The organism is Gimesia fumaroli (assembly GCF_007754425.1).
GTDB classification, from domain to species: Bacteria; Planctomycetota; Planctomycetia; order Planctomycetales; family Planctomycetaceae; genus Gimesia; species Gimesia fumaroli.
Window position 1 is genome coordinate 5,731,306 of sequence record NZ_CP037452.1, and the last position, 21,246, is coordinate 5,752,551.

Sequence of the window (21,246 nt, forward strand, 5' to 3'; positions counted from 1 at the left end):
CTGGCGGAAACGCCGATAAAAAGACCAGCGTTTTTCTATTTAAAAGAGCAACTTAAGTGATTTGAGAGAAGCGATTGGCTTCATAATCAAAATATTTTTCCTGTTTATCATCTTCCCTGCACGCGGGAATTGTGCTGGCTTTCTCTAGAAGTCATAATCCATTTTGGTGCTCGCCAAGTATAAAAACATGCGGATATAGTCTGAAATTATACATTTTTTTGCCACGACTCGGTTGGAGAATAGTGTCCGATGTCTGTTGAAATTAAAGTCCCCTCTGTAGGGGAGTCCATCTCCGAAGTCCAGATCGGCGCCTGGCATGCGGAAGAAGGAAAATGGGTCGCTCAAGATAGTGAAATCGTTGAGCTCGAAACCGACAAAGCCACCTTCGATGTACCGGCGCCCCTCGACGGCATCATTGTCGAGATCCTGAAGAAAACGGGAGAGATGGCATCCGTCGGCGAAGTCATCGGCTACCTGGAAGAAGCGGAACGCCCGGCTGGTGTCGAAGCACCGGCTCCCGCCAAAAGCCCGGCAAAGGCAGAAGCTGCTGCTCCCGCTGCCGCAAAATCGGCTCCCGCGGGCTCTGATGAACGCGTGATGCCGGCTGCCGCCCGCGTGATGGCGGAAAAAGGCCTCAGCCCCGCTGATGTCAAAGGGACCGGCCCCGGCGGTCGCATCCTGAAAGAAGACGCCCTCGCCTACGAAGCTCCGAGTGCCGCAGGCAACGGCGCTTTCCGCGAAGAAGAAATTGTGCCGATGAGTCCGATCCGTAAAAAGATTGCGGAACGTCTCGTCGAAGCACAATCCAATGCGGCTCTGCTCACTACCTTCAATGAAGTCGATATGTCGGCAGTGATGGAACTGCGGTCTAAATACAAAGACATGTTCCTCAAAAAGTTTGACGTCAAGCTGGGTTTCATGTCGTTCTTCGTCAAAGCCGTCGTGGATGGGTTAAATCTATACCCGCAGATCAACGCCGAAATCCGGGGAACCGACCTCGTGTTCCGGAATTACTACGACATCGGCATCGCTGTCGGCGGTGGCAAAGGACTCGTCGTTCCCATTCTGCGTAATGCAGAGCGGCTCAGCTTTGCTGACATCGAACTCAAGATTAATGACTTCGGTCAACGTGCTCGCGCCAATAAAATCAGCCTCGAAGAACTTCAAGGCGGTACCTTCACCATTACGAACGGCGGCGTTTACGGCTCCCTGCTCTCGACTCCCATCGTCAACCCGCCACAGAGTGGTGTGCTGGGCATGCACGGGATCCAGGAACGTCCGGTCGCCATCAATGGTCAGGTTGTGATTCGTCCCATGATGTATATCGCACTGACTTATGATCACCGTGTCGTGGATGGACGGGAAGCCGTTGTCTTCCTCAAACGAGTCAAAGAGGCTTTGGAAGAACCATCACGCATGCTGATGGAAATCTGAGAATCTCACGCGCATTATAGAGGCTTTGAAAGGATTCCTGCCCCTGCAGGAAAAAGAGAAAATGAACCACGATCTGGTTATTATCGGTGCTGGTCCCGGTGGTTATATTGCTGCCATTCGTGCTGCTCAACTTGGTTTGAATGTCGCCTGTATTGAAAAAGAACGCATGCTGGGCGGCACCTGCCTGCGGGTCGGTTGTATTCCCAGTAAAGCACTGCTGGAATCGAGCGAACTCTATAAAGAAGCCGAACACAGCTTCAAAGATCGCGGCATCAACGTCGGTTCGCTGTCGCTCGATCTGGAGAAAATGCTGAGCCAGAAAGACCGCACCGTCAAAACCATGGGCGGCGGCATTGATTCCCTGTTCAAGAAAAACAAAATCACCCGCTACTCGGGACACGCCATGATCACGGCTCCGGGTAAAGTCCGCGTCGATGATGGCAAAGATCCGGTTGAACTAGAAGCAAAACACATTCTCATCGCCACCGGCAGTCAACCTTCTACATTACCCGGAATCGAACTCGACGGCGACCGCGTTGGCACCAGTACCGAAGCGTTGGCCTACGAACAGGTGCCCAAACATCTGGTCGTGATTGGCGGCGGCGTGATTGGCCTGGAACTGGGTGCTGTCTGGAGCCGCCTGGGAGCGAAAGTGACGGTTCTGGAATATCTCGACCGCATCCTGCCAACCACCGATACGGAAATCGCCAACGAAGCCAAAAAGATCTTTGAAAAACAGGGCATCGAGTTCCAGCTTGGCTGCCGTGTTACAGGTGTCAAAGCGAATAAAAAAACGTGCGATGTCGAAATCGCCGATGGAAAACCGATTCGCTGTGACCGCGTGCTGGTGGCGGTCGGACGTCGTCCCAACACCGATCAGCTCGGCCTGGAAAACGTCGGCATCGAAGTCGACAAACGCGGTTTCATTCCCGTCAATGACCACTATGAAACGTCAGTCAAAGGGGTCTACGCGATCGGCGATGTCATTGGCGGCGCCATGCTGGCCCACAAAGCGGAAGACGAAGGGGTCGCGTTTTCAGAACTGCTGGTCACCGGATATGGGCATGTGAATTATGACGCGATTCCCAGCGTGGCCTATACCAACCCCGAAATCGCTGCCGTCGGAAAGACAGAAGAACAACTCAAGGAAGCTGGCATCGAATACAATAAAGGTTCGTTCCCGTTCCTCGCCAATGGTCGTGCCCGTGCGATGGGACAGACCGAAGGCCGCGTCAAGATGCTGGCTGACAAACAGACTGACCGCGTTCTGGGCGTGCATATCCTGGGTCCCCGTGCCGGAGATTTGATCGCGGAATGTGCAGTCGCGATGGAATTCGGCGCCAGCAGCGAAGATATCGCTCGCTGCTGTCACGCACATCCGACGCTGGCAGAAGCAGTCAAGGAAGCGGCTCTTGCCGTCGATAAACGAGCCCTCAATTTCTGAAATGCTTGATTCAAGCTGCCACTTTTCTGAAACCACCCTGCCAACGCCGGCTGAAAATCTGGCGTTGGATGAGGCACTCCTGTATCAGATCAATGAGCAGGATTCCGCCAGCTGCCTGCGACTCTGGGAAGTCAATCAATACGCGGTCATCTTAGGCAGCTCCAATCAGGTTGCCGCGAATGTAAACCGGGAACAATGCAAACAGGATCACATCCCGGTCCTCAGACGTTGTACCGGTGGCGGCACTGTTTTGCTCGGCCCCGGCTGCTTCATCTTTTCGCTCTTCCTGCGGATCACCGCCGACCAGCACCTTGCTGGTATTGAAGCAACAACCAAAGAAATCTTAAATCGGATTAGTGCCTCTCTGGAGCAACATAGACCGAATTTCAAAATCGAACTGGAAGGCATCAGCGACCTGACCACCGCGGGACGTAAGTTCTCCGGCAATTCGCAGCGCTGGCTTACCACCACGCTTCTGCATCATGGTACCATTCTCTACGATTTTGATCTCGATCGAATTCCACGCTACTTAACCAGCCCGGAACGAGAACCAGAATACCGGTCTCATCGCAATCATCTGGAGTTTGTCACAAACTACCCGATGAAGAAGCCGGACCTGAAGCAGTTGTTTTTCGAAACCTGGAACGCCTGCGAAGCAGAACCCACACTACCTCTCGAACGAGTCCAACAACTAGTGAGCAAAAAATATGCGACGGAGAAATGGAATCTCCGCCGCTGATGCCGTACAGCAACCATAATCAGGTCAACGCTTCTTCGACCGTAGGCTCCGGATCTTCGGAAGCGGGTTCCGGAAAATGATCTTCGATCACGCGCATCTTTTTCCAGTGCCCTGCCTGGAACCGGATCAGATAACCAATCCCCAACACGCCAAGGTAAGAAGTACAGGCGGTCCAACTGCCAAACAATTTCGCATCGGCATACTTCCAGATCAGAAACGTCGGAATCACCATGATGGCCCAGCCTGTGACCAGGGAAAAGATCATGCAAAACCGGGTATCGCCGGCACCTCGAATAGCCGATCCAAACACCACCACCGCCGCATCAAAAAACGAAAACAGCGCGGCAAACCGCAGCAGAACGACAGCTGTGTGCCTGACTTCCAGGAAATCCTCGGTGATCACTTCCGGTTCATAGGGTCTTAATAACAAATCGGGCAGTCCAACGTAAACGGCAGCAAACAGCAGCATATAGACCGCTGATGCAGCAAATGCTTTCCAGGTGGTTCTCACCGCCAGTTGAGGACGGCCTTCACCAATTCGTTTTCCGACCAGCGTCATTACCGCAGTTCCGACTCCCATCATCGGCACAAATGCCAGAGAATTCAGATTGAAGGCAATCGTGGTCGCTGCCAACTCAATTTTTCCGATTCGTCCCACCAGTACGATGAATAGAGTGAACCCGATAATATCAACAAAATACAGCATCCCATTCGGGAAACCATATCGAATTAAACGCAGAAACAAATCACGATTCCAGCGGTAGTGATTGAATAAACCATATTCCCGGGCTTCATGCTTGGCGAAAATAACGAAGGCGTAGAAGACCAACATGGAAACATTGGCTGCAACGGTAGCAATCGCCGCCCCTTTAATTCCCATTGCAGGAAAAGGCCCTGCTCCAAAGATCAGACAGTAATCCAGAACCATGTTGAGCATTACGCTAGCCAGATTGACCCACATCACAACCATCGTCTTGCCGCGCCCTGTATAAAAACAGGAGAGCACGGTGGAAATCAAAGCGGGCCCAGATCCCAGACAGAGAATTGAAAAGTAATCGACTTCCAATGCCTGCACTTCAGGCGCATGGTCAATCCAATGAAAGAAGGTTCCAGCAAGCGGCACCCCCAGCAGAAGAATACCACCCCAGATCAACGCCAGATACAATCCTTGCCAGACCGACTCGGAAACCCGCCCCTTCTGACCTGCTCCTTCATATTGCGAAACGAACGTGTTGACATACGTGGCCATCCCCATTGCGATCGACATCGCCGCCCACTGGATCATGCCTGCAGGCAGCGCAGCAGCCACCGCGTCGGTGGACCACCAGGTCAGGAAAATCCGGTCAACCACATGCATGATCGAAAGCGAACCGCAACTCAAGACCAACGGAATGGCCACATTAGCCAGTTCACGTAAACTCCCTGGTCGTACAAGCGTATCTGAATTTGTGGAAGAGCGCTCTTCCATGTTGCACGATCCAATCAAGGGGTAGTGAAGCGGAAATACAATCGACGGGATTGTAATGAAGTGAATGCGAAACCCAAAAACCCAACGGTCAGCATATCAAAATTTTCACAAAATGCCTCTTCACAGGACACCACACAGCGACAATAAGTTCGCAATTCTGAAAATCAGGTCTCGACGACTTCAGACCCTCGAAGTGTTCATTTTACCACATCTTAAAATCTCATCTGGACCTGAATTCGTTTTCTTAGTTTAATTCGCGTTTTCCATCAGAGTACCACTCTAGACTCATACCGAGTCCACATGGAATTCTTCAACAAAACCAGGAATATAAACTGTTTCCTGAATAAGACTTAACAACATACGCCTTACCTAATAACCCAGAGTGAATCCTGTGAATAGCCTTACGAGAATCTTGCACTATGTCTGGCCCTATCGCCGGCGCCTGTTTGCCTCTTTCTTTTTCGCAATTCTAGTCGCCATTCTCTGGGGGGCGAATCTCTCCGTCACATTTCTTGTTGTGAAAGTCTTGTTGCAAGGGGAAAGTCTGAGTGGTTATGTCCAAAATGAAGTGATTGCGACAGAAGACCTGATTCAGAAAAAACAGGATGTTCTGAAAGATCTTGCCAATTCTATTCATCTACAAAATGCAACAGAAACACAGACAGACAATGCTGCGCAAGACGAGTTAACCCAAACGGATCTGGCAGCCGCCCCCGTCAATTTATTGAGCGAGCATTCACGACAACAACGAAAACTCAGTAATGCTTCGCGCAAATTGTTAGCACTCAAATGGATCCAATCGAATATCCTCAGTTATGTCCCCGATGACCAGTTTGACACATTCGTACTGATACTGGGTTTGTTATTAATCACGACACTCATAAAAGGCATCTGTATCTTTACGCAAGACGTCATGGTGGGTGGCGTTGTCGAGTTGGTCACGATGGCGATTCGCAAAGAATGCTTCCGCAAAACGCTCGATCTCGATTATCAAAGTATTTCCGATGAGGGGACCGCATCGCTCATGTCGCGTTTCACGTTTGACATGCAGCAGCTTTCTCAAGGCCTGACCCTGATGGGCGGCAAAATTATTCGTGAACCACTCAAAGCGCTGGCCTGTGTGATCTTTGCATTTATGGTCAATTGGCGGCTGACACTGCTCTCGTTTGTCTTTGCGCCGCTGATCGCAATTGTGTTTTACAAAATCGGAAAAACACTGAAACATGCCAGTCAGAAAATGATGGAGAGCATGTCGCGGATCTATAAAACGCTGGAAGAATCGTTCGATAGTTCCAAAGTCATCATCGCCTTTAATGGCGCCCGTAAACACCGCAATCGATTCCATCACGAGAATAAAGAGTTTTTCAAGAAAGCCTTGCGCATCCTGCGGATCGACTCCTTAACGAGTCCAACGACGGAAATGCTGGGATTGATGGCGATTTTCATCGCCCTCATCCCCGGTTCCTATCTGGTCTTACGTGGAAAAACAGAAATCTGGGGCATTCAACTGGCGTCAGCGCCAATGGATATCGCCACCCTTTCTATGATGTATGCCTTACTGGCGGGAATTTCCGACCCTGCCAGAAAAATGTCCTCAGTCTATTCAAAACTGAAAAAAACCGTCGCTGCCCTCGAACGGATTTTTACAATTATCGACCGTGAGTCTCTCGTTAAAGAAACGGAAAATCCAGAGCGTTTTCCTGCAAAACTGGATACCATCCGGTTTAACAAAATCGACTTTACTTACGCACAACGCAAAGAGTCTACCAGAAACAATGAGCCGATTCTGGACGGCGTCAATCTGGAAATTGGCGCAGGAGAAGTGGTGCTGGTTGTCGGCGAAAATGGCTCCGGAAAATCGACGCTGGTGAATCTGCTCCCCCGGTTCTATGACCCGGATAAAGGGAATATCTTTGTCAACGAAATCGATATTCGCGATATTCGACTGAAAGAATTGCGCAATCATATCGGCGTTGTCTCGCAGGAAACGATGTTGTTTGATGACTCGATCCTGGAAAATATCCGCTACGGTCGACCTTCCGCCAGTCGTCTGGAAATTGAATCCGTCGCGAAAAAATCACACGTGCTGCAATTCGCTGAGCAACTACCCGATGGGCTGCAATATAACGTGGGCGAAAAGGGGCACGAACTCTCCGGCGGCCAACGACAACGCATCGCGCTCGCGCGGGCAATTCTCCGCGATCCGGAAATTCTGATTCTTGATGAAGCCACCTCCGCCATTGATTCTCAAAGCGAAATCCTGATCCATCAATCCTTGAAGGAATTTGCCCCCGGGCGAACCGTGTTCATTATCACTCACTCGGTCGGCCAGAGTCTGCTCGAATTTGCTACCCGGATCGTCGTGATGGATTCCGGAAAAGTAGTCGCGACAGGTCCCCATAGTACACTGGTTGAAACCTGTCCCGTCTATCAGAATCTGCTGAGCGCCCAGGTCCGTCAACGTTCTGCTTAGCAAGCTTTAAACCAGGAACGGCCAAGCACCGTACGTTCCCCCGTTCGATTTCAGTACAAATCTCGACGCCCAGACCAGATACTGTTATGATAAGCGAGCCTCAGGTTGAGCCTGAGGCTCGTAGCCGTTCTTCCTATACCCTCTGTTACAATCAAGGAAATGGAAATCATGAAATCGACGCTCGCTACCGTATTCATCGTTTTGTTTGTTGCCTGTATTCTCAAATTTGATTCTCCCGTTTCTCCTCAGGCCCGGGCCAACGCCCAAACGCCTGAAAACGACGCCCAAGACCCGCTCTTTAATGCCATTGAGCGATTCATGGAAAAAAAGGCAGATAGAGAACAGCACTTTGACAGTCCAGAACCAGAACTGCTTCTTGCCGAACGACCCCATGAAGCCGAACATCGACGACGGGAAGAGGAACGTCACCGGGAAGCAATGCGAGAGCGAGAACACCAACTCCAACAGCACAAACATCGGGTCGAAAACATGCTCGTCGCAGCCCGTCATCTGGAAGAAGCGGGGATGCACGAAATGGCACATCAGATCCACCGTGAGGCAAAAGAGCAGGAACACCGTCTGCACGAACAAATCGTACGCGGCAGACATCATGAACACCATCCACCCGCGCATCAGGAACATCACGAATTACTGCATCAGTTGAGAAATGAAGTACGGGAACTGAAACAGGAAGTACGCGAACTTCGGGAAATTGTCGTGGACAAACACCGCGAACCAGAAATCAAAGAAGAGCAGCTCTTACGCTGAACTGAGTCAGGTGGAATCGAAATCGACATTTGCACCATGTACTCTCACACAGTAATATGAAGCACTGGGTTAAAATTGCCCAGTGCTTTTCTTTTATAACCGATGGTCTACCAGCCAAAGATTTCGTTTGATGATTGATCCACTAACGATCAAATGCCCTCATTGCAGGGCCATGATAAAGCTCAAAAGCAAATCCGCTTTCGGAAAAAAAATGACCTGCCCGAAATGCGAAACTCTTTTTGTGATTCCCAGGCCTGCCACCATCAAAGCTGCTACCAACAGAAAGAAAGCAAAGCCGGCCACTCCACCAATAAGCTACGAACCCAGATTCTCGCTCGCCGATTATGGGCTCTCTCCTGCACTGATCGGGCTATTTCTCGTTTTACTTGGGTTGAACTTGGTGTTGTTTCTCCTGCAATCCAGTTTGATCTTCTTTGCCTTTATCTTGTCTGTGCTGATTGCGATGGGATGTCTGATTGCCGGCGGGTTAGCTCTCTTATCCGAAGCCGGTAGGGAAAGCAGCACGGAACATCTACTTTGCCTGGTCATTCCTTTCTACATAGTTTACTACGGTATTTCCCGTTTTGAAGATACAAAGCGAGAAACAGGAGTTATTGCCGGCAGCGTGATTTTAATCATGGTTTCATATTTGTTTACATTTACATTTCATTCATCTCCCTCCCAAAACGCCGAGGCACAAAATCCAGCCCTCCCCCCAGAACTGGTGAAAGACATTGAAAAACATCGTCAAATCAATGAAAAGCTTCTTGAAAACATAAAGCAAAAGCCAGATACCAATCCGCATGATTTGATAAAACCGGGACGTCATCCAGATTCAAAATTTGATTTGTCGGATGCGAAACCGGTTCTCATGAACTGGCCGGCAGCAGGCGTCAGAGGTTCCGATACGTACCTTGAAATAGAGACCGGCTCGATTGCCAAAGTATTTGAGGTGACAAGCTCAGCCTTCTCTGCTGGCAAACCGCCCGCAAACAGCAAGATGAAATTCCGAGTGTACCTCCCCCCCGGTATTGATCCGGCATCACCTGTCCCCTGTGTGCTGATTCCCCCCGCTGGTTCAAATCTACTGAGTGGCATGGAGATTGATCCTCCCGACCTGATTCCGAACCCGGAACACGAACCCTATATCAAAGCCGGTTTTGCTGTCGTCACCTTTTCCATTGATGGGCCTCTCTTGAAAGGAAAAGAGTCGAATAATATCGATTTGCGAAATGCCTACGAAGCATTTCAAAACAGCAAGGCAGGTCTGGTCAACTGTCTCCGCGCCTTTCTCGAAACACAGGCTGTGATACCGGGAATCGATAAGAACAATGTCTTCATTGCAGGACACAGTTCTGCCGGCACGTTGTCTCTGCTGTTTGCCGAACATTACCCCCAGATTAAAGGTTGTCTGGCTTATGCACCTGCGGTCGATCTGGAACATAATTTCAAACCACATCTCGCTGAAATCAAACAACTTCTTCCGGGTGTAGAAGACTTCATCCAAAAAAGTTCTCCGAAGACGCATATCACCAGCCTGACTTGTCCTGTCTTTCTATTTCATGCCCGGCAGGACCAGGTAACTTCATTTGCAGATACCCAAAATTTTGCCAATCAGCTAAAACAACAAGGCACCGATGTGGAATTTGTCGTCGGCACGGATGGAGATCATTACCAGAGCATGATTTCAGAAGGACTTCCACTGGGAATTGAGTGGATTAAAAAAATTGTTGCGAAGTCCAAGCCCTCATCACCAAACTCAAAAATAGCTGGCACAACAGGTAATGCTGCCGTTCCCACGCCGACTCCATTTCAGATGGACCTCAATCGACACAAGGTGAAATTGAAAGTCATTGGCTTCGATGATTTTTATACGAAAGCAATTCAATCGAAACCCAATTTCTGGAAGAAACCGATTGAATCAAAAGTCCAATCAGGCTTGAAAGAGATTGTGCCCCAATACATCAATGGGTCTATCAATCTTGATCTAATGGAGATGACTCTCAGTTTTGAGTATTTGGGAGATCTTCCCGCAGACATCGCTCAGAAATTTGCTGACAATAGACTTACTCGAACTGTGAAGCTCGACGGCCAGACACTGTCTATTTCACAGATCAATAATAATCCGAACACACGGATCATGGAGGATAATTTCCTGACCTTTCGAATCCGATCTTTGCTAAAAGGCAGATTCAACAGAAATGCTTCCCCCAAAATCGCCGAAGTCAATCTCAAACAAATTGATCGCTACGTACCTGATTCCTTAGTGATTAACTACGACAAAAAATGGGTTTACATCAAACTGAAAGGAATTGGAGATAAATCAGATATCATGCGTACTGCAACCGAAGCGTTATTTACTGCTGGACTGTTTGTGACTGCAGAAAAGATGGACTTCACGGACGCTGATCTGGCAATGAATGGTGCTGCAGGAGCATCCAGTCCCAAATCAAATACGCCTCATTCTACTCAACCAGTGACAGGCAAAACCGCATTCAATACCAGACAGAAATATGTTATTCAATACGGCGTCTATAGCGGTAAGAACGCGAAAGAATCAGCACAGCGCAGCTTGAAAGGCTTCGTCTGGGTCGAGCAGTCTTCAATTCAGTTTAATCCGTACCGAAAAGAGATCTCGTTTATCAATCGAAGTGCCGTCGATAACGGTGCGCTGGAACGTGCTTTAACGCGCAATAAATTCTATCAACTCAATATCACACAAGCAGCGATCCCCAAAGAAAAATCAGCCCAGAAAGATGCAACTTCTGAAAAAACAGAAGTGAAAGTCGGCACTGAATAAACCGACTTTCGCTTCTATGATATTTTTTTCGATCAGGAAGTTCCCACAATCCCGGAAATATCGATCAGGTGCAATTGCCGCCCTTCGTTTTTGTGAGGGCTGTCAATACACACATATCGCGAGTCAGGGCTGAAGCGGGGGTGCGTATCCACCCGCCATTCGCCGGTATAAACCTTTGGCGAATGAAAGTGTCCCAGATCAATGCGTTTGCCTGATGCCACATGATACAGATGCGGCGTTTGAATCCGCTCTTTTCCTTTGGGATAAGTATCATTCAAGATCCACTCATTGCCTGGCAGATAGGTTAAATGTCCGCCACCATCGAGGACTCCTTTCCCGACCTCGTTCAGTTTCGCGCCCGTCTCATCGCGTACCAGGAAATCGCCCCAGGATCGACTGTCGGGAGTCGCTTTGGACTGAGTCAGAATGTGTTCTGGATCCCGCCAGATAAAATGAGAAACGAAGCCATTATCCACGACAACACGTACATCACTTCCATCAGGTTTGGCAGTGATCATCCGGGACAGCCGTTTTCCATTGGGATACTGCCAGCGATGTAACGTAATAAATCGGGATCCATCGGGGCTGAACAGCAGATGGTTAAAATAATGCTTAATGTCTTTTTGCTGTTTGGGAATCGTGCCGGTTTTGGAAATTTCGTCTAATGATAGAATCATCGTCGATTTTCCAGTTTCAAGATCGACTCGAAAAATCCCGGAATCCTTCGGCGCCAGATCCTTAAACTGCGGATCGGGAAAGCCGGGATAACCATAACCGGGACGGACATCCTGAATCCGTCGAAAATCAGGTGTGACCGCCGTCTTACCATCTGGGCTGACCGAATAAATGGGAGAAGGAACGGTGCGACCTTTACCGGTTTTCACATCCAGAATGCGGCTGACGAACTGACCATTTTCCCGATCATTCCAGATTATCGTCGACTCTGTTCCGGGCATCCATTGCAGCATGCATCCTTGTTGCCAGTTCCAGGCAGATGACTCACCCAACTCAATCCAGCGATCATTGTCTTCCAGATCGACCATCCCCACTTTAATCACATCATCTGCCCGGGGCGAACGATGTTCAAATGCCACTTCCATGCCGAGCACATAGCGGCTGGTTGGATCAAACTGCAGCTTGTCATAATATCCAAACCAGTGGTGCCGCGGTCCTTTGGTGATCACACGCGTGGGAGGAAATTTTGCCCCTTCTGCAAACGCAGTACCTGACAGCACAGCCGCCCCTGCCCCACACATTGTTTGTGCCAAAAATTCACGACGACTGAATTGTAGATGTTCCATGATTTCCATTTCTCAATTGACTTCATATCTGAATATTGTAAAGCAACTCATACTGCCTCTACCGCTGATTTAAGCGTAAAATAGTGGAATACGAAAATCAACTGGAAACCAGACAGACACTGCAAACAAGTCCTTTTCCGTAATAACTGTTCTCACAAACAGAACAATTCTAATTCTGAGAGCCCCCGCAGGATGCTGCTTGATTTTTTTCCGCATGCCTTTAAAAAAGAGACAGATTCGTTTTAAATTCAAGTTTACAGTCTCTTCTTTTGAAGCCATTTCTGCCTATAATACATCATCATATCTCGCTACACTTTCGGAAGCTGTATTCATGGAAAAAATGTCGCTTACAGCAATCACGAGTCATTGAGTTCTCGCTCATTCGAATGTACCGTTTTGAAATTGAGTTCTGGATACACCAGTATCACCACAGTCAGGTTCCGCCAGTCTTATGAACAAACCCGTCATCCACGACAATCCTGCAAAACTACTCGACCCGAGTGTTCCCGTAACGGATGAAGAAGTTCAGCATATCCTTTCCGGCATTGGTTTTACCGATCAGGAGCGCGCTCTGATCCGCTTTCGAGAATTATGTACCACTCCACGTATTCGTGAAGAACTCACCCTGATTCTGCCGACACTGCTACAGGCATTAACCGATGCAGCGACTCCCGATGGTTCCTTAATCAATTTTGAGCGTTTCATGCACAGTGTCTCCGAACCGGAAGAGGTTCTGAGCTTTCTCACGCAGAATCCCCGTGCAGTGGAAATTCTGGTCAGACTGTTTGTCGGCAGTCAGTTCCTGACAGAAATCCTGTTAAAAAACCCGGACTACCTGGAACGACTGACCCGCTACAATCGCATTGCAGAATTCAAAAGCCAACAACAGTTTTTCTCTGAAGCAATGGCAGCCACGCGTCAGGAATCGATCATCACAGCCGAAAAGTTTGACATTTTACGTCGTTTCCAACGCTGGGAACTCCTGCGCATTGGTGCCTGTGATACGTTCGGCCTGATGGACCTCAAAAACATCACCGTTCAACTTTCACTCCTTGCTGACGGACTCGTGCAAACCTGCCTGTCGATTCTCGCGGAGGAAATGGAATTACCGCTCGACGATTTTGCCGTCCTCGCATTTGGAAAACTGGGTGGCGAAGAGCTAAACTACAGCTCCGATATCGATCTCGTCTTTATTGCCGGAGACAATTCGACACAATATTGGCAACTGGGGCAGCGGCTCATTAAATCCTTAATGGAGTCCACGTCGGAAGGCTTTCTGTATCGTGTGGATATGCGACTGCGTCCCTGGGGACGGTCCGGAGCGCTGGTCACTACGGTCGATGCATACGTAGATTACTTTGCCAAACATGGACGACTCTGGGAAAAACAGGCCATGTTAAAAGCCCGCGTTATCGCCGGCAACCAGAAACTGGGTATTGAATTCTTCCGCCGGATTGAGCCACAGATTTTTAACTGTGATCCCGAAGAGGTTCGAAAAAATGTTCTGGAGATGAAACAGCGCATTGAAGCAACGCTCAAAAAGAAAGGCAAAGACTGGGGCGAAGTCAAATCCGGAAAGGGCTCAATCCGCGATGTAGAGTTCACGACGCAATATCTGCAAATGGCCAACGGGGAAAGATATTCTGCAATTCGCAGTATCAACACTCTCGATGGACTCGTCAGACTGGTCGACCACGGCCTGATTCAAGCGGATGAATACCAGCATTTAACCAGCGGCTATGTCTTTTTCCGAAAAATTGAACACGCTCTGCAATTGATGCACTATAACCAGGAACACCATATGCCGACCGACGAGCGGGAACTGGCATACCTGGCGCGGCGGCTCGATTTCCCGGATGGAAACCGGCTGGTGCAATACTATGAACAACATCGCAAAGCTGTCAGAAATATCTTTAAAAAATATATTCACGCGCCCTCCGAACAGGATACCGCACAGAATCCATCCGATTCGGAACAGGAAAGTCATCTGCTTGGCATGATGTCTGCGTCCTATTCCAAAGTGTTTAACGAAGCGGAAATCGAAAAACACAGTCTGATGGCCAAGAAGCTAGGCGACTCCAATATTGTCGAACTCGAAACAGAAAAAATTCCCGACAACCAGCTACGGCTCACCATGGTCGGCTTTGATCAAACCGGAGACTTATCGTTAATCTGTGGTTTACTGTTCGTCTATGGCTTTGATATTCAAAACGGGCACCTGTTTACCAATCAGAAAGTCAGACCCGCCAGTTCGTCCCAGAGCCGTTCTTCCAAATCCAGCGAGAAGTCAAAAAACACACGAAAGTTTGTCATCGTACTTGATGTGAAATCGCCTGAGGAACTGATACTCCCCACGATTTGGACAGATTATAAAGCAGACTTAACAGAACTGCTAAGTAAAGTCGCCTCGGGCAACACTCAGGAAGCTGTTGGAGATCTGGCAAAACGAGTTGCGGCAGCGCTGCGTGATTTGTCTCAGGCCAGCCAGGTGCTGTACCCTGTCGAAATTGAGCTCGATAACGAAACAGACAGCAGGCACACAATCCTGCGTATTGAATCCGAAGATACCATCGGCTTCCTGTATGAATTGACAAACGCCCTCTCGATGAGCGGTATTGATATCGCCCGAATGGTCATCAATTCAGAAGGCAATAAAGCCAGAGACGTCTTGTATGTGACGGATGATCGAGGCGAAAAAATCGATTCGGAAGAACAGCAACAGGGCTTGAGGGCGGCGGTTGTGCTCATCAAACATTTCACCCACCTGCTGCCCCGCTCGCCCAATCCGGAAGCGGCATTACTGCACTTTCGTGAATTTCTCGAACATCTGTTTAAACAGCCCAACTGGGTGGAAGAAATTTCTTCCCTCGAACGTACGAGTGTCCTCGGCGCGCTGGCCAGACTGCTCGGCGTGAGTGATTTCCTCTGGGAAGACTTCTTACGCCTGCAACACTCCAATCTCTTTCCCGTCGTGACGAATGTCGAAGAACTGAAACATCGAATCTCATTCGAAGAACTGAAAGCAGAACTCGACAGTGATCTGGCACAGGCTTCGTCGTTCGAAGAACAACAGGAAAAGCTGAATGCTTTTAAAGACCGGGAAATGTTACGTACCGACATGAGGCACATTCTTGGCCACATCTCCGAATTCGGTCAATTCTCGGAAGAACTGACTGACGTCGCAGAAGTAGTTGTCCAGGGCGCTTATGAAATCTGTGATCAGCAACTCGCAGAACGCTACGGCGTTCCCCAACTCGAATCGGACGGACCGTGTCGTTTATCGATTTGTGCCTTGGGGAAATGCGGAGGTCGTGAACTCGGCTTTGCTTCCGATATCGAGTTGATGTTCATCTATGAAGGCACAGGTCAGACGACAGGCCCGGAAGTCATTACGAATAACGAATACTATCTGAAGCTGGTCGAACGTTTCACCAAGATGATTAAGACCCGAAGTGAAGGAATTTTTCAAATCGATCTGAGACTTCGTCCCTATGGGCAGGCAGGAAGTCTGGCTGTTTCTGCCGAAGCGTTCCAGAGTTACTTTTCTCACGAGGGAGCCGCCTGGCCATACGAACGTCAGGCCTTAGTCAAACTGCGCCCCATCGCAGCAGATGACGGATTTGGAAACGACATTGTCAGAATGCGTGATGATATTATTTATTCCGGGAATCCCTTCGACGTCGCAGCCATGCTGGCCATGCGGGAAAAACAGATCCAGCAACTGGTCAAAGGAGGCACCATCAATGCCAAGCTCGGCGATGGAGGGCTCGTTGACTGTGAATATATTATTCAGGGGCTGCAAATCACCTATGGTCACCGTAATCCCATGCTGCGAACTACCAACACACTGGAAGGAATTTGCGCCTTAAAAGAACTCGGTTTGATCAGCCCCGTTGATTTTCATAATTTGCGAAACGCTTACATTTTCCTCCGGCGTTTAATCGACGCGCTGAGAATGGTGCGAGGCAATGCCAAAGACTTAACCGTTCCTCCCCAGGATCAGGAAGAGTTTGAATTTCTTGCTCGTCGACTTGGTTACGGTTCGCACACCGAAAAACTGCAGAATGAAATTACGTCCACAATGGACCGGGTGCGAGACTTCAGCCGTCTCCTTGATCCCATCAAAGCCCTGACGATTCGCACAAACGGCTGAGATTTTTCCTGAGCCCCCAAACCACTTTGAGCCCCCCATCTCAGCTTCACTTGCAGATATCTGCCGGTGAAGGCCTGGTTTCTATACTCATTTTGATGACATTTTTATCAGTTTGATCTCATTTTCCCAAGACGTCTTACAAGCAAGATAATCAGTAAATCTTACCTGTTAATAAACTTACGTCTTATCCCCTGCAATTGGCATAATCGATGCTCTTTACTGTTGCTTAGAAGCGGTCGAGAAATGAAGACCATTTGGTAATTTCTTTTAAGGAACAGAAAGATGAAAAAATTATTGATCGTTTGCGTCGCAGTCGCAGGGTTGGCATTTGTCGGAAATACGACCACAGCCGAAGCGGGGGGATTCAGAGTTAATGTCAATCTGGGAAATGGTTACGGGTACTACGGCGGACGCCGATTCCGAAATTATACTCGCACGCCGCAATACTATGGAAGACGCCATTCATTCTGGCATGACACCAGCCACTATGACTATCATCCCGGCCAATTCTATCGACATGGAAATCATTTCCACTATCAGCCAGGGCACTATGATTACCATCAGACAGGACACTGGGATCATCATTAATCTCAACGATCCTGTTCTTTAAAAGTGGCTCGATCAACCAGAGAGGGACTGATTCTGGTCCTGCTCTGGTTGATCAATTTATGACACTTAAGCCTATTTGGCGGTCGCATCCCACCAGGCTTCAGTCAGGTTCAGCAGCTGCTTCAACTGAGCAGGGTTTTTAGCCGCCATGTTTGTTCGCTCGAACGGATCCTGCGAAAGATCAAACAGCGCGGCTTTCTCTCCTGTCAGACGAGGGCCGGGGAAAATGGCTTTCCATTTGCCTTCAATGCACCAACGATATTTCAAACTGGATGAAGGGTCGTCGATATCAATCATATCGTGTTCATAGATATCACCGAAAATCGCCTTTCGCTCCGTTTTGCCTTCCTGCTTGATCACTTCCAACAGATTGATGCCTTCCATGGCTTTTGTCGGCTTTAAACCAACGGCATTCAAAAGAGTGGGCGCCAGGTCGATACTGCTGACTAGAGTGTCATATTCGGCCGGCTTAATTTTGTCAGGCCAGCGAATCATGATCGGAGTTCGGACTCCTCCGTCATAGGGACTCCGCTTGGATTTGGCAGCATAACGAAAACGGCGTTTCATCTTTTTTCGTTCCTGATCGTTCGCGGGAACATATTGAATCCAGCCATTATCAGTCACATAAACCACGATGGTGTTTTTAGACAGGTCTTTTTTATCCAGGTAATCTAACAGTTGACCGCAGGTCTCATCGAACCATTCACACATTGCATAGTAATACGACAATTCGATTGGCAGTTCTTTGCTGCGATATTTATCCAGCAGTCGTTTCGGCGGGTTGTGAGGCGTATGAGGCAGGAACGGCGCATACCATACGAAGAACGGATCTTGTCCACAGTCGTCCAGGAATTGATAAACCGGAGCCATCCCTTCACGACCTACTTTCAGTCCCAGGTCTCCATGCCGGCCTCCCCGCTTGGGATCTCCGTGGGTCATTGCCGATGTAAATCCGGCATTCGCAGGATTGCCTTCCCACCATTTACCAGATTGGAAGCTTTTATAACCCAACTTACCCAGCATCGACGGCAGGCAATCCACGCTCCGAACATGCTTCAACAACTTCTGCCGATCCATTCCCTTAGGGGGATCATTGCCGGTAATTTTATGTTGGCAGGGATACAGGCCGGTAATCATCGTCATCAGACTGGGACGACACAAACTGGTCGGAACATAGCCGCGTTTAAATACCGCACTTTCCGATGCCAGCTTATCCAGTTGAGGTGTCTTGATATGCTCATGGCCCATAAAACCATAATCGTTCCATGACTGGTCGTCTGAGATAATCATCACGATATTCGGTCGGCTGGTCTTTAAATCGGCCTGCGCAATCCTCCGCGAAGTAAAGAGGCACAGCACCACAATCAAAACGGGAAACAACTTTCTGAATGTACTCATATTAAACTCCTCTAATCGAAAGCGCGATCACATAGGGAATCTGGGATATTCTTAACGATAATGATCAAGGAAGCGGTGTTGGCAGCGTCAACCAAAATCCAAATTAGAATTTCACGTCGAATTATTTCTAAAATATTCTTTAAAACACCCAACGACCAACCTTATAATAACGTACTGAATTGCAGAGAAAATATACACACACAAAGAGCATGTTCTAACCATCCTACCAACTAGTTCACTAAGATCAACCCCTCAAACGACTTACAACCCGATCCGCTTTCACACCCCAAGAAACACTGTACAATTTTCTGCCAATCAAAGTTTGATCAATTTCATGGTTTGAGGAACCCGTTTTTTCAAATGCATCATTCTTGATTCGAGTAGGTTGGAGGCGTTGACAGCACTGAAACTGATAATTCTAATGTAGAGGTAACAACAAGAGCTTAGTGATTTATAAATTGAGTTTTTGTGATACGGGGCAACCACTTACTGATTTTTTCAGGTTGGCTCTAACCTGATTTTCAGAAGATTCGATGTCACTTACTTTTTAGAAGAATACGAGGAATTTTATGCGGAAACTTATGAACGTGAAAACAGCGTTACTGTTTGGCTTGGCTATTGCCGGTCTTTCTCTGATCAGCTCTGTCAAAGAAGTTGAGGCACGTCCTAACTTTAAAAAGATCTGGGCTGAAACTTACCCCAATTCCAAAATGCTGATCGCCAAAAAATGTGGCGTTTGTCATCCTGGAAAAACCAAAAAAGAGAAAAATGACTATGCCAAAGCAGTTGGCAAAGGTCTGGGTAAACGGAAGCAGACTGATAAGAAAATCATCGTCAAAGCATTGAAAGATGCGGAAAAAATGCCAAGCCCTGTCGAAGGCAAAACTTTCGGTGATTTCATCAAAGCTGATCAGCAACCACCTTCAAAAGCTGAATAATAGCGAATCGCTCCCGTAGAGCTAAGTGGGCTGCGAAAATAGCATCATTCAAGCAGAGTACTGTTTTTTCAGTGCTCTGCTTTTTTCATGAAATCACGTGCATGCTCATTTAAGTGGAAGTCAATCACCAGCGGTAAATGATCCGAGGCTTCCCGCGATAATTTGGAACGAGATAACTTCGCATGCCGAATTCCTATTTCGCCTCGTATAAATGCTTTATCCAAAGTACCAACGGGCATATATGCGGGGAACGACCGAAATTTTGAGGGGGGATGAGTGATCTCCTCGAATTCATGCGTAGAAAACGTCCCCTTCGCCAGTGTATTTCTCCAGTCATTCGTATCCCCAACAATCATCACAGGATGCCCATTCCCTTCCTGGAAGAGGCGATGCGTCAGTAAATGGTCAATTTGCCAATGTCGTTCCCGCTCAGCCAGTCCCAGATGAAAGTTGACCAATTGAAATGGTCCTTCCGGGGAATCAATCACCACGATCTGAGCCCCCCGCGCTTTACGCCATTTGTTTGTCAGAGAAATCTGGTGCTGTGACAGAAACGGCCAGCGGGACAGAATCAAGTTTCCGTAGCCGCCCGTCTTCAGCTTCACATTCAACTGGAACAGGGATTCCTGCATATTGAAATATTCAGCAAAGATTTTGGGCTGATTGTTAAACCGGGATCGTCTTACATTCCGGTCTACCTCATGCAGGCAAACGATATCCGGATTCTCCGACTCAATCACGCTGATGACGCGTTCCAACCGATAACGCCGGTCCCGTCCGCCGATCCCCTTGTGAATATTATAGCTTAGTAGTCGCATGATCGATTCGCTTTTATTCTCCTGCGAACATGGCGGGCGTGACTTTAATTATCCCCAGATCATTATTACCAGGCGCAATTTTAAGCTTGATCCGCCCCCGTTTCCACTCATCTTTTGCAACAAGATAGCCTGCTTTTTCATGCCAGAGTTGAAACTCCCAGTCACCCACAGGCAGTTTCTGAATCATAAATTGTCCAGTCTCGTCTGAGGTCGAAAAATAGGGGTGATTCAATGCAAGCAACCAGCCTTCTTGCCAGGGATGAATACTGCACCCCATTCGCAGTGGAAGTTTTTCTCCATATTCAAACTGATGCAGTTTCTTCGCCTCCGGGGGCAGCAACTGGTTGAGACTGTGGTTCCGATAGGCCTTCACCTGAAACCCATGAGCACACAGATCCCGATTTACGGCTTGTAACTTTTGCTTGTTGACCCAGAGTCCTGCTACATGGGGCTGGAAAATACACCCCTTATTTTGAATTGTCACTTCAGCAGGCATCTCCTGAAAACTTTCATGAATCCGGGATGCATCCAGCTTCGATTCACGCAGATATACAAATACATTCTTGAGGCCACCATTTTTTCCAATGACGAAAGACTCATCAATAATCTGGTCGCTGAATTTGCCGCAGATCTCCTGATCTCGACTGATGTCGAGTTGTGCCGGCCGCGAAGGCTTTCCCGTATAGAGAAACTGCCCCTTCAGACTCCCCCATTCTGCAGCCTGCAGAGGCGGTGCCAGCAACAGCCCCAGACTCAGTGCTAACAGATACGGCTTACAGCCAATTTGATATCGTCCCAAGGTCGTGTCTCCCGATTGGATTCAACATTCTATTCCAAGGCCGCCTGCGGCGTCAGACCGGCCTGTAAAACAGGTTTCGTATGTATCTTACCGCTCAACGACGC

14 protein-coding genes are annotated in these 21,246 nt (G+C 48.5%); 9 read left to right on the forward strand and 5 right to left on the reverse strand.

Going from position 1 to position 21,246, the window contains the following annotated elements; all coding sequences use genetic code 11:
• Positions 1-249 precede the first annotated feature (249 nt).
• The 3 genes from odhB to Enr17x_RS21815 all read left to right on the forward strand — a co-directional run bounded on the left by odhB (position 250) and on the right by Enr17x_RS21815 (position 3,617).
• Complete coding sequence (gene odhB / locus Enr17x_RS21805) at positions 250-1,434, forward strand: 2-oxoglutarate dehydrogenase complex dihydrolipoyllysine-residue succinyltransferase (RefSeq protein WP_145311808.1); 1,185 nt, start codon at positions 250-252, stop codon at positions 1,432-1,434.
• A gap of 61 nt (positions 1,435-1,495) precedes the next feature.
• Complete coding sequence (lpdA, locus tag Enr17x_RS21810; protein WP_145311809.1) at positions 1,496-2,878, forward strand: dihydrolipoyl dehydrogenase; 1,383 nt, start codon at positions 1,496-1,498, stop codon at positions 2,876-2,878.
• A gap of 1 nt (position 2,879) precedes the next feature.
• Entirely contained in the window at positions 2,880-3,617 is a 738-nt protein-coding gene (locus Enr17x_RS21815) for a lipoate--protein ligase family protein (RefSeq protein ID WP_145311810.1), read from the forward strand.
• A gap of 19 nt (positions 3,618-3,636) precedes the next feature.
• On the opposite strand, the gene Enr17x_RS21820 is transcribed toward Enr17x_RS21815, so the two are convergent.
• Positions 3,637-5,085 carry an MATE family efflux transporter gene (locus Enr17x_RS21820; protein WP_145311811.1) on the reverse strand — a complete coding sequence of 483 codons (1,449 nt, stop codon included), beginning with the start codon at positions 5,083-5,085 and terminating at the stop codon, positions 3,637-3,639.
• A gap of 391 nt (positions 5,086-5,476) precedes the next feature.
• Between Enr17x_RS21820 and Enr17x_RS21825 the strand changes: the two genes are divergently transcribed.
• The 3 genes from Enr17x_RS21825 (at position 5,477) to Enr17x_RS21835 (ending at position 11,126) form a co-directional block, all read left to right on the forward strand.
• Entirely contained in the window at positions 5,477-7,558 is a 2,082-nt protein-coding gene (locus Enr17x_RS21825) for an ABC transporter ATP-binding protein (RefSeq protein WP_198000730.1), read from the forward strand.
• A gap of 168 nt (positions 7,559-7,726) precedes the next feature.
• Positions 7,727-8,326, forward strand: coding sequence for a hypothetical protein (locus tag Enr17x_RS21830; RefSeq protein WP_145311813.1), 600 nt, complete (start codon positions 7,727-7,729; stop codon positions 8,324-8,326).
• Positions 8,327-8,537: 211 nt separating this feature from the next.
• Positions 8,538-11,126, forward strand: coding sequence for an alpha/beta hydrolase family protein (locus tag Enr17x_RS21835; protein WP_198000731.1), 2,589 nt, complete (start codon positions 8,538-8,540; stop codon positions 11,124-11,126).
• A 32-nt stretch (positions 11,127-11,158) separates the two neighbouring features.
• Here the strand turns inward: Enr17x_RS21835 and Enr17x_RS21840 are convergent, their stop codons facing one another.
• Entirely contained in the window at positions 11,159-12,427 is a 1,269-nt protein-coding gene (locus tag Enr17x_RS21840) for a hypothetical protein (protein ID WP_145311815.1), read from the reverse strand.
• 451 nt (positions 12,428-12,878) lie between these two features.
• Here Enr17x_RS21840 and Enr17x_RS21845 point away from each other — a divergent pair, with 451 nt between their 5' ends.
• Together Enr17x_RS21845 and Enr17x_RS21850 are read left to right on the forward strand one after the other, a co-directional pair.
• Positions 12,879-16,580 carry a [protein-PII] uridylyltransferase family protein gene (locus Enr17x_RS21845; RefSeq protein ID WP_145311816.1) on the forward strand — a complete coding sequence of 1,234 codons (3,702 nt, stop codon included), beginning with the start codon at positions 12,879-12,881 and terminating at the stop codon, positions 16,578-16,580.
• A gap of 282 nt (positions 16,581-16,862) precedes the next feature.
• A complete protein-coding gene (locus Enr17x_RS21850) occupies positions 16,863-17,168 on the forward strand; it encodes a hypothetical protein (RefSeq protein ID WP_145311817.1) in 306 nt (101 codons plus the stop codon).
• Between the two features lie 93 nt (positions 17,169-17,261).
• On the opposite strand, the gene Enr17x_RS21855 is transcribed toward Enr17x_RS21850, so the two are convergent.
• Positions 17,262-18,587 (reverse strand): sulfatase family protein, encoded by a 1,326-nt coding sequence (locus Enr17x_RS21855; RefSeq protein WP_145311818.1) that lies wholly within the window; start codon positions 18,585-18,587, stop codon positions 17,262-17,264.
• Positions 18,588-19,156: 569 nt separating this feature from the next.
• On the opposite strand from Enr17x_RS21855, the gene Enr17x_RS21860 reads away from it, so the two are divergent.
• Positions 19,157-19,525, forward strand: a complete 369-nt coding sequence (locus Enr17x_RS21860; protein WP_145311819.1) for a hypothetical protein — start codon at positions 19,157-19,159, stop codon at positions 19,523-19,525.
• 68 nt (positions 19,526-19,593) lie between these two features.
• Here the strand turns inward: Enr17x_RS21860 and Enr17x_RS21865 are convergent, their stop codons facing one another.
• Positions 19,594-20,343 (reverse strand): endonuclease/exonuclease/phosphatase family protein, encoded by a 750-nt coding sequence (locus tag Enr17x_RS21865; protein ID WP_145311820.1) that lies wholly within the window; start codon positions 20,341-20,343, stop codon positions 19,594-19,596.
• Between the two features lie 13 nt (positions 20,344-20,356).
• On the reverse strand, positions 20,357-21,142 hold the full coding sequence (locus Enr17x_RS21870) for a hypothetical protein (protein ID WP_145311821.1): 786 nt from the start codon (positions 21,140-21,142) through the stop codon (positions 20,357-20,359).
• Between the last annotated feature and the right edge of the window lie 104 nt (positions 21,143-21,246).

Excerpts from the sequence above, each read along its gene's own strand:
- Enr17x_RS21830 (WP_145311813.1), top strand. The coding sequence starts at position 7,727 with ATGAAATCGACGCTCGCTACCGTATTCATCGTTTTGTTTGTTGCCTGT.
- Enr17x_RS21850 (WP_145311817.1), top strand. The coding sequence starts at position 16,863 with ATGAAAAAATTATTGATCGTTTGCGTCGCAGTCGCAGGGTTGGCATTT.
- odhB (WP_145311808.1), top strand. The coding sequence starts at position 250 with ATGTCTGTTGAAATTAAAGTCCCCTCTGTAGGGGAGTCCATCTCCGAA.
- Enr17x_RS21835 (WP_198000731.1), top strand. The coding sequence starts at position 8,538 with ATGACCTGCCCGAAATGCGAAACTCTTTTTGTGATTCCCAGGCCTGCC.
- Enr17x_RS21860 (WP_145311819.1), top strand. The coding sequence starts at position 19,157 with ATGCGGAAACTTATGAACGTGAAAACAGCGTTACTGTTTGGCTTGGCT.
- lpdA (WP_145311809.1), top strand. The coding sequence starts at position 1,496 with ATGAACCACGATCTGGTTATTATCGGTGCTGGTCCCGGTGGTTATATT.
- Enr17x_RS21845 (WP_145311816.1), top strand. The coding sequence starts at position 12,879 with ATGAACAAACCCGTCATCCACGACAATCCTGCAAAACTACTCGACCCG.
- Enr17x_RS21815 (WP_145311810.1), top strand. The coding sequence starts at position 2,880 with ATGCTTGATTCAAGCTGCCACTTTTCTGAAACCACCCTGCCAACGCCG.
- Enr17x_RS21865 (WP_145311820.1), bottom strand. The coding sequence starts at position 20,343 with ATGCGACTACTAAGCTATAATATTCACAAGGGGATCGGCGGACGGGAC.
- Enr17x_RS21840 (WP_145311815.1), bottom strand. The coding sequence starts at position 12,427 with ATGGAACATCTACAATTCAGTCGTCGTGAATTTTTGGCACAAACAATG.
- Enr17x_RS21820 (WP_145311811.1), bottom strand. The coding sequence starts at position 5,085 with ATGGAAGAGCGCTCTTCCACAAATTCAGATACGCTTGTACGACCAGGG.
- Enr17x_RS21855 (WP_145311818.1), bottom strand. The coding sequence starts at position 18,587 with ATGAGTACATTCAGAAAGTTGTTTCCCGTTTTGATTGTGGTGCTGTGC.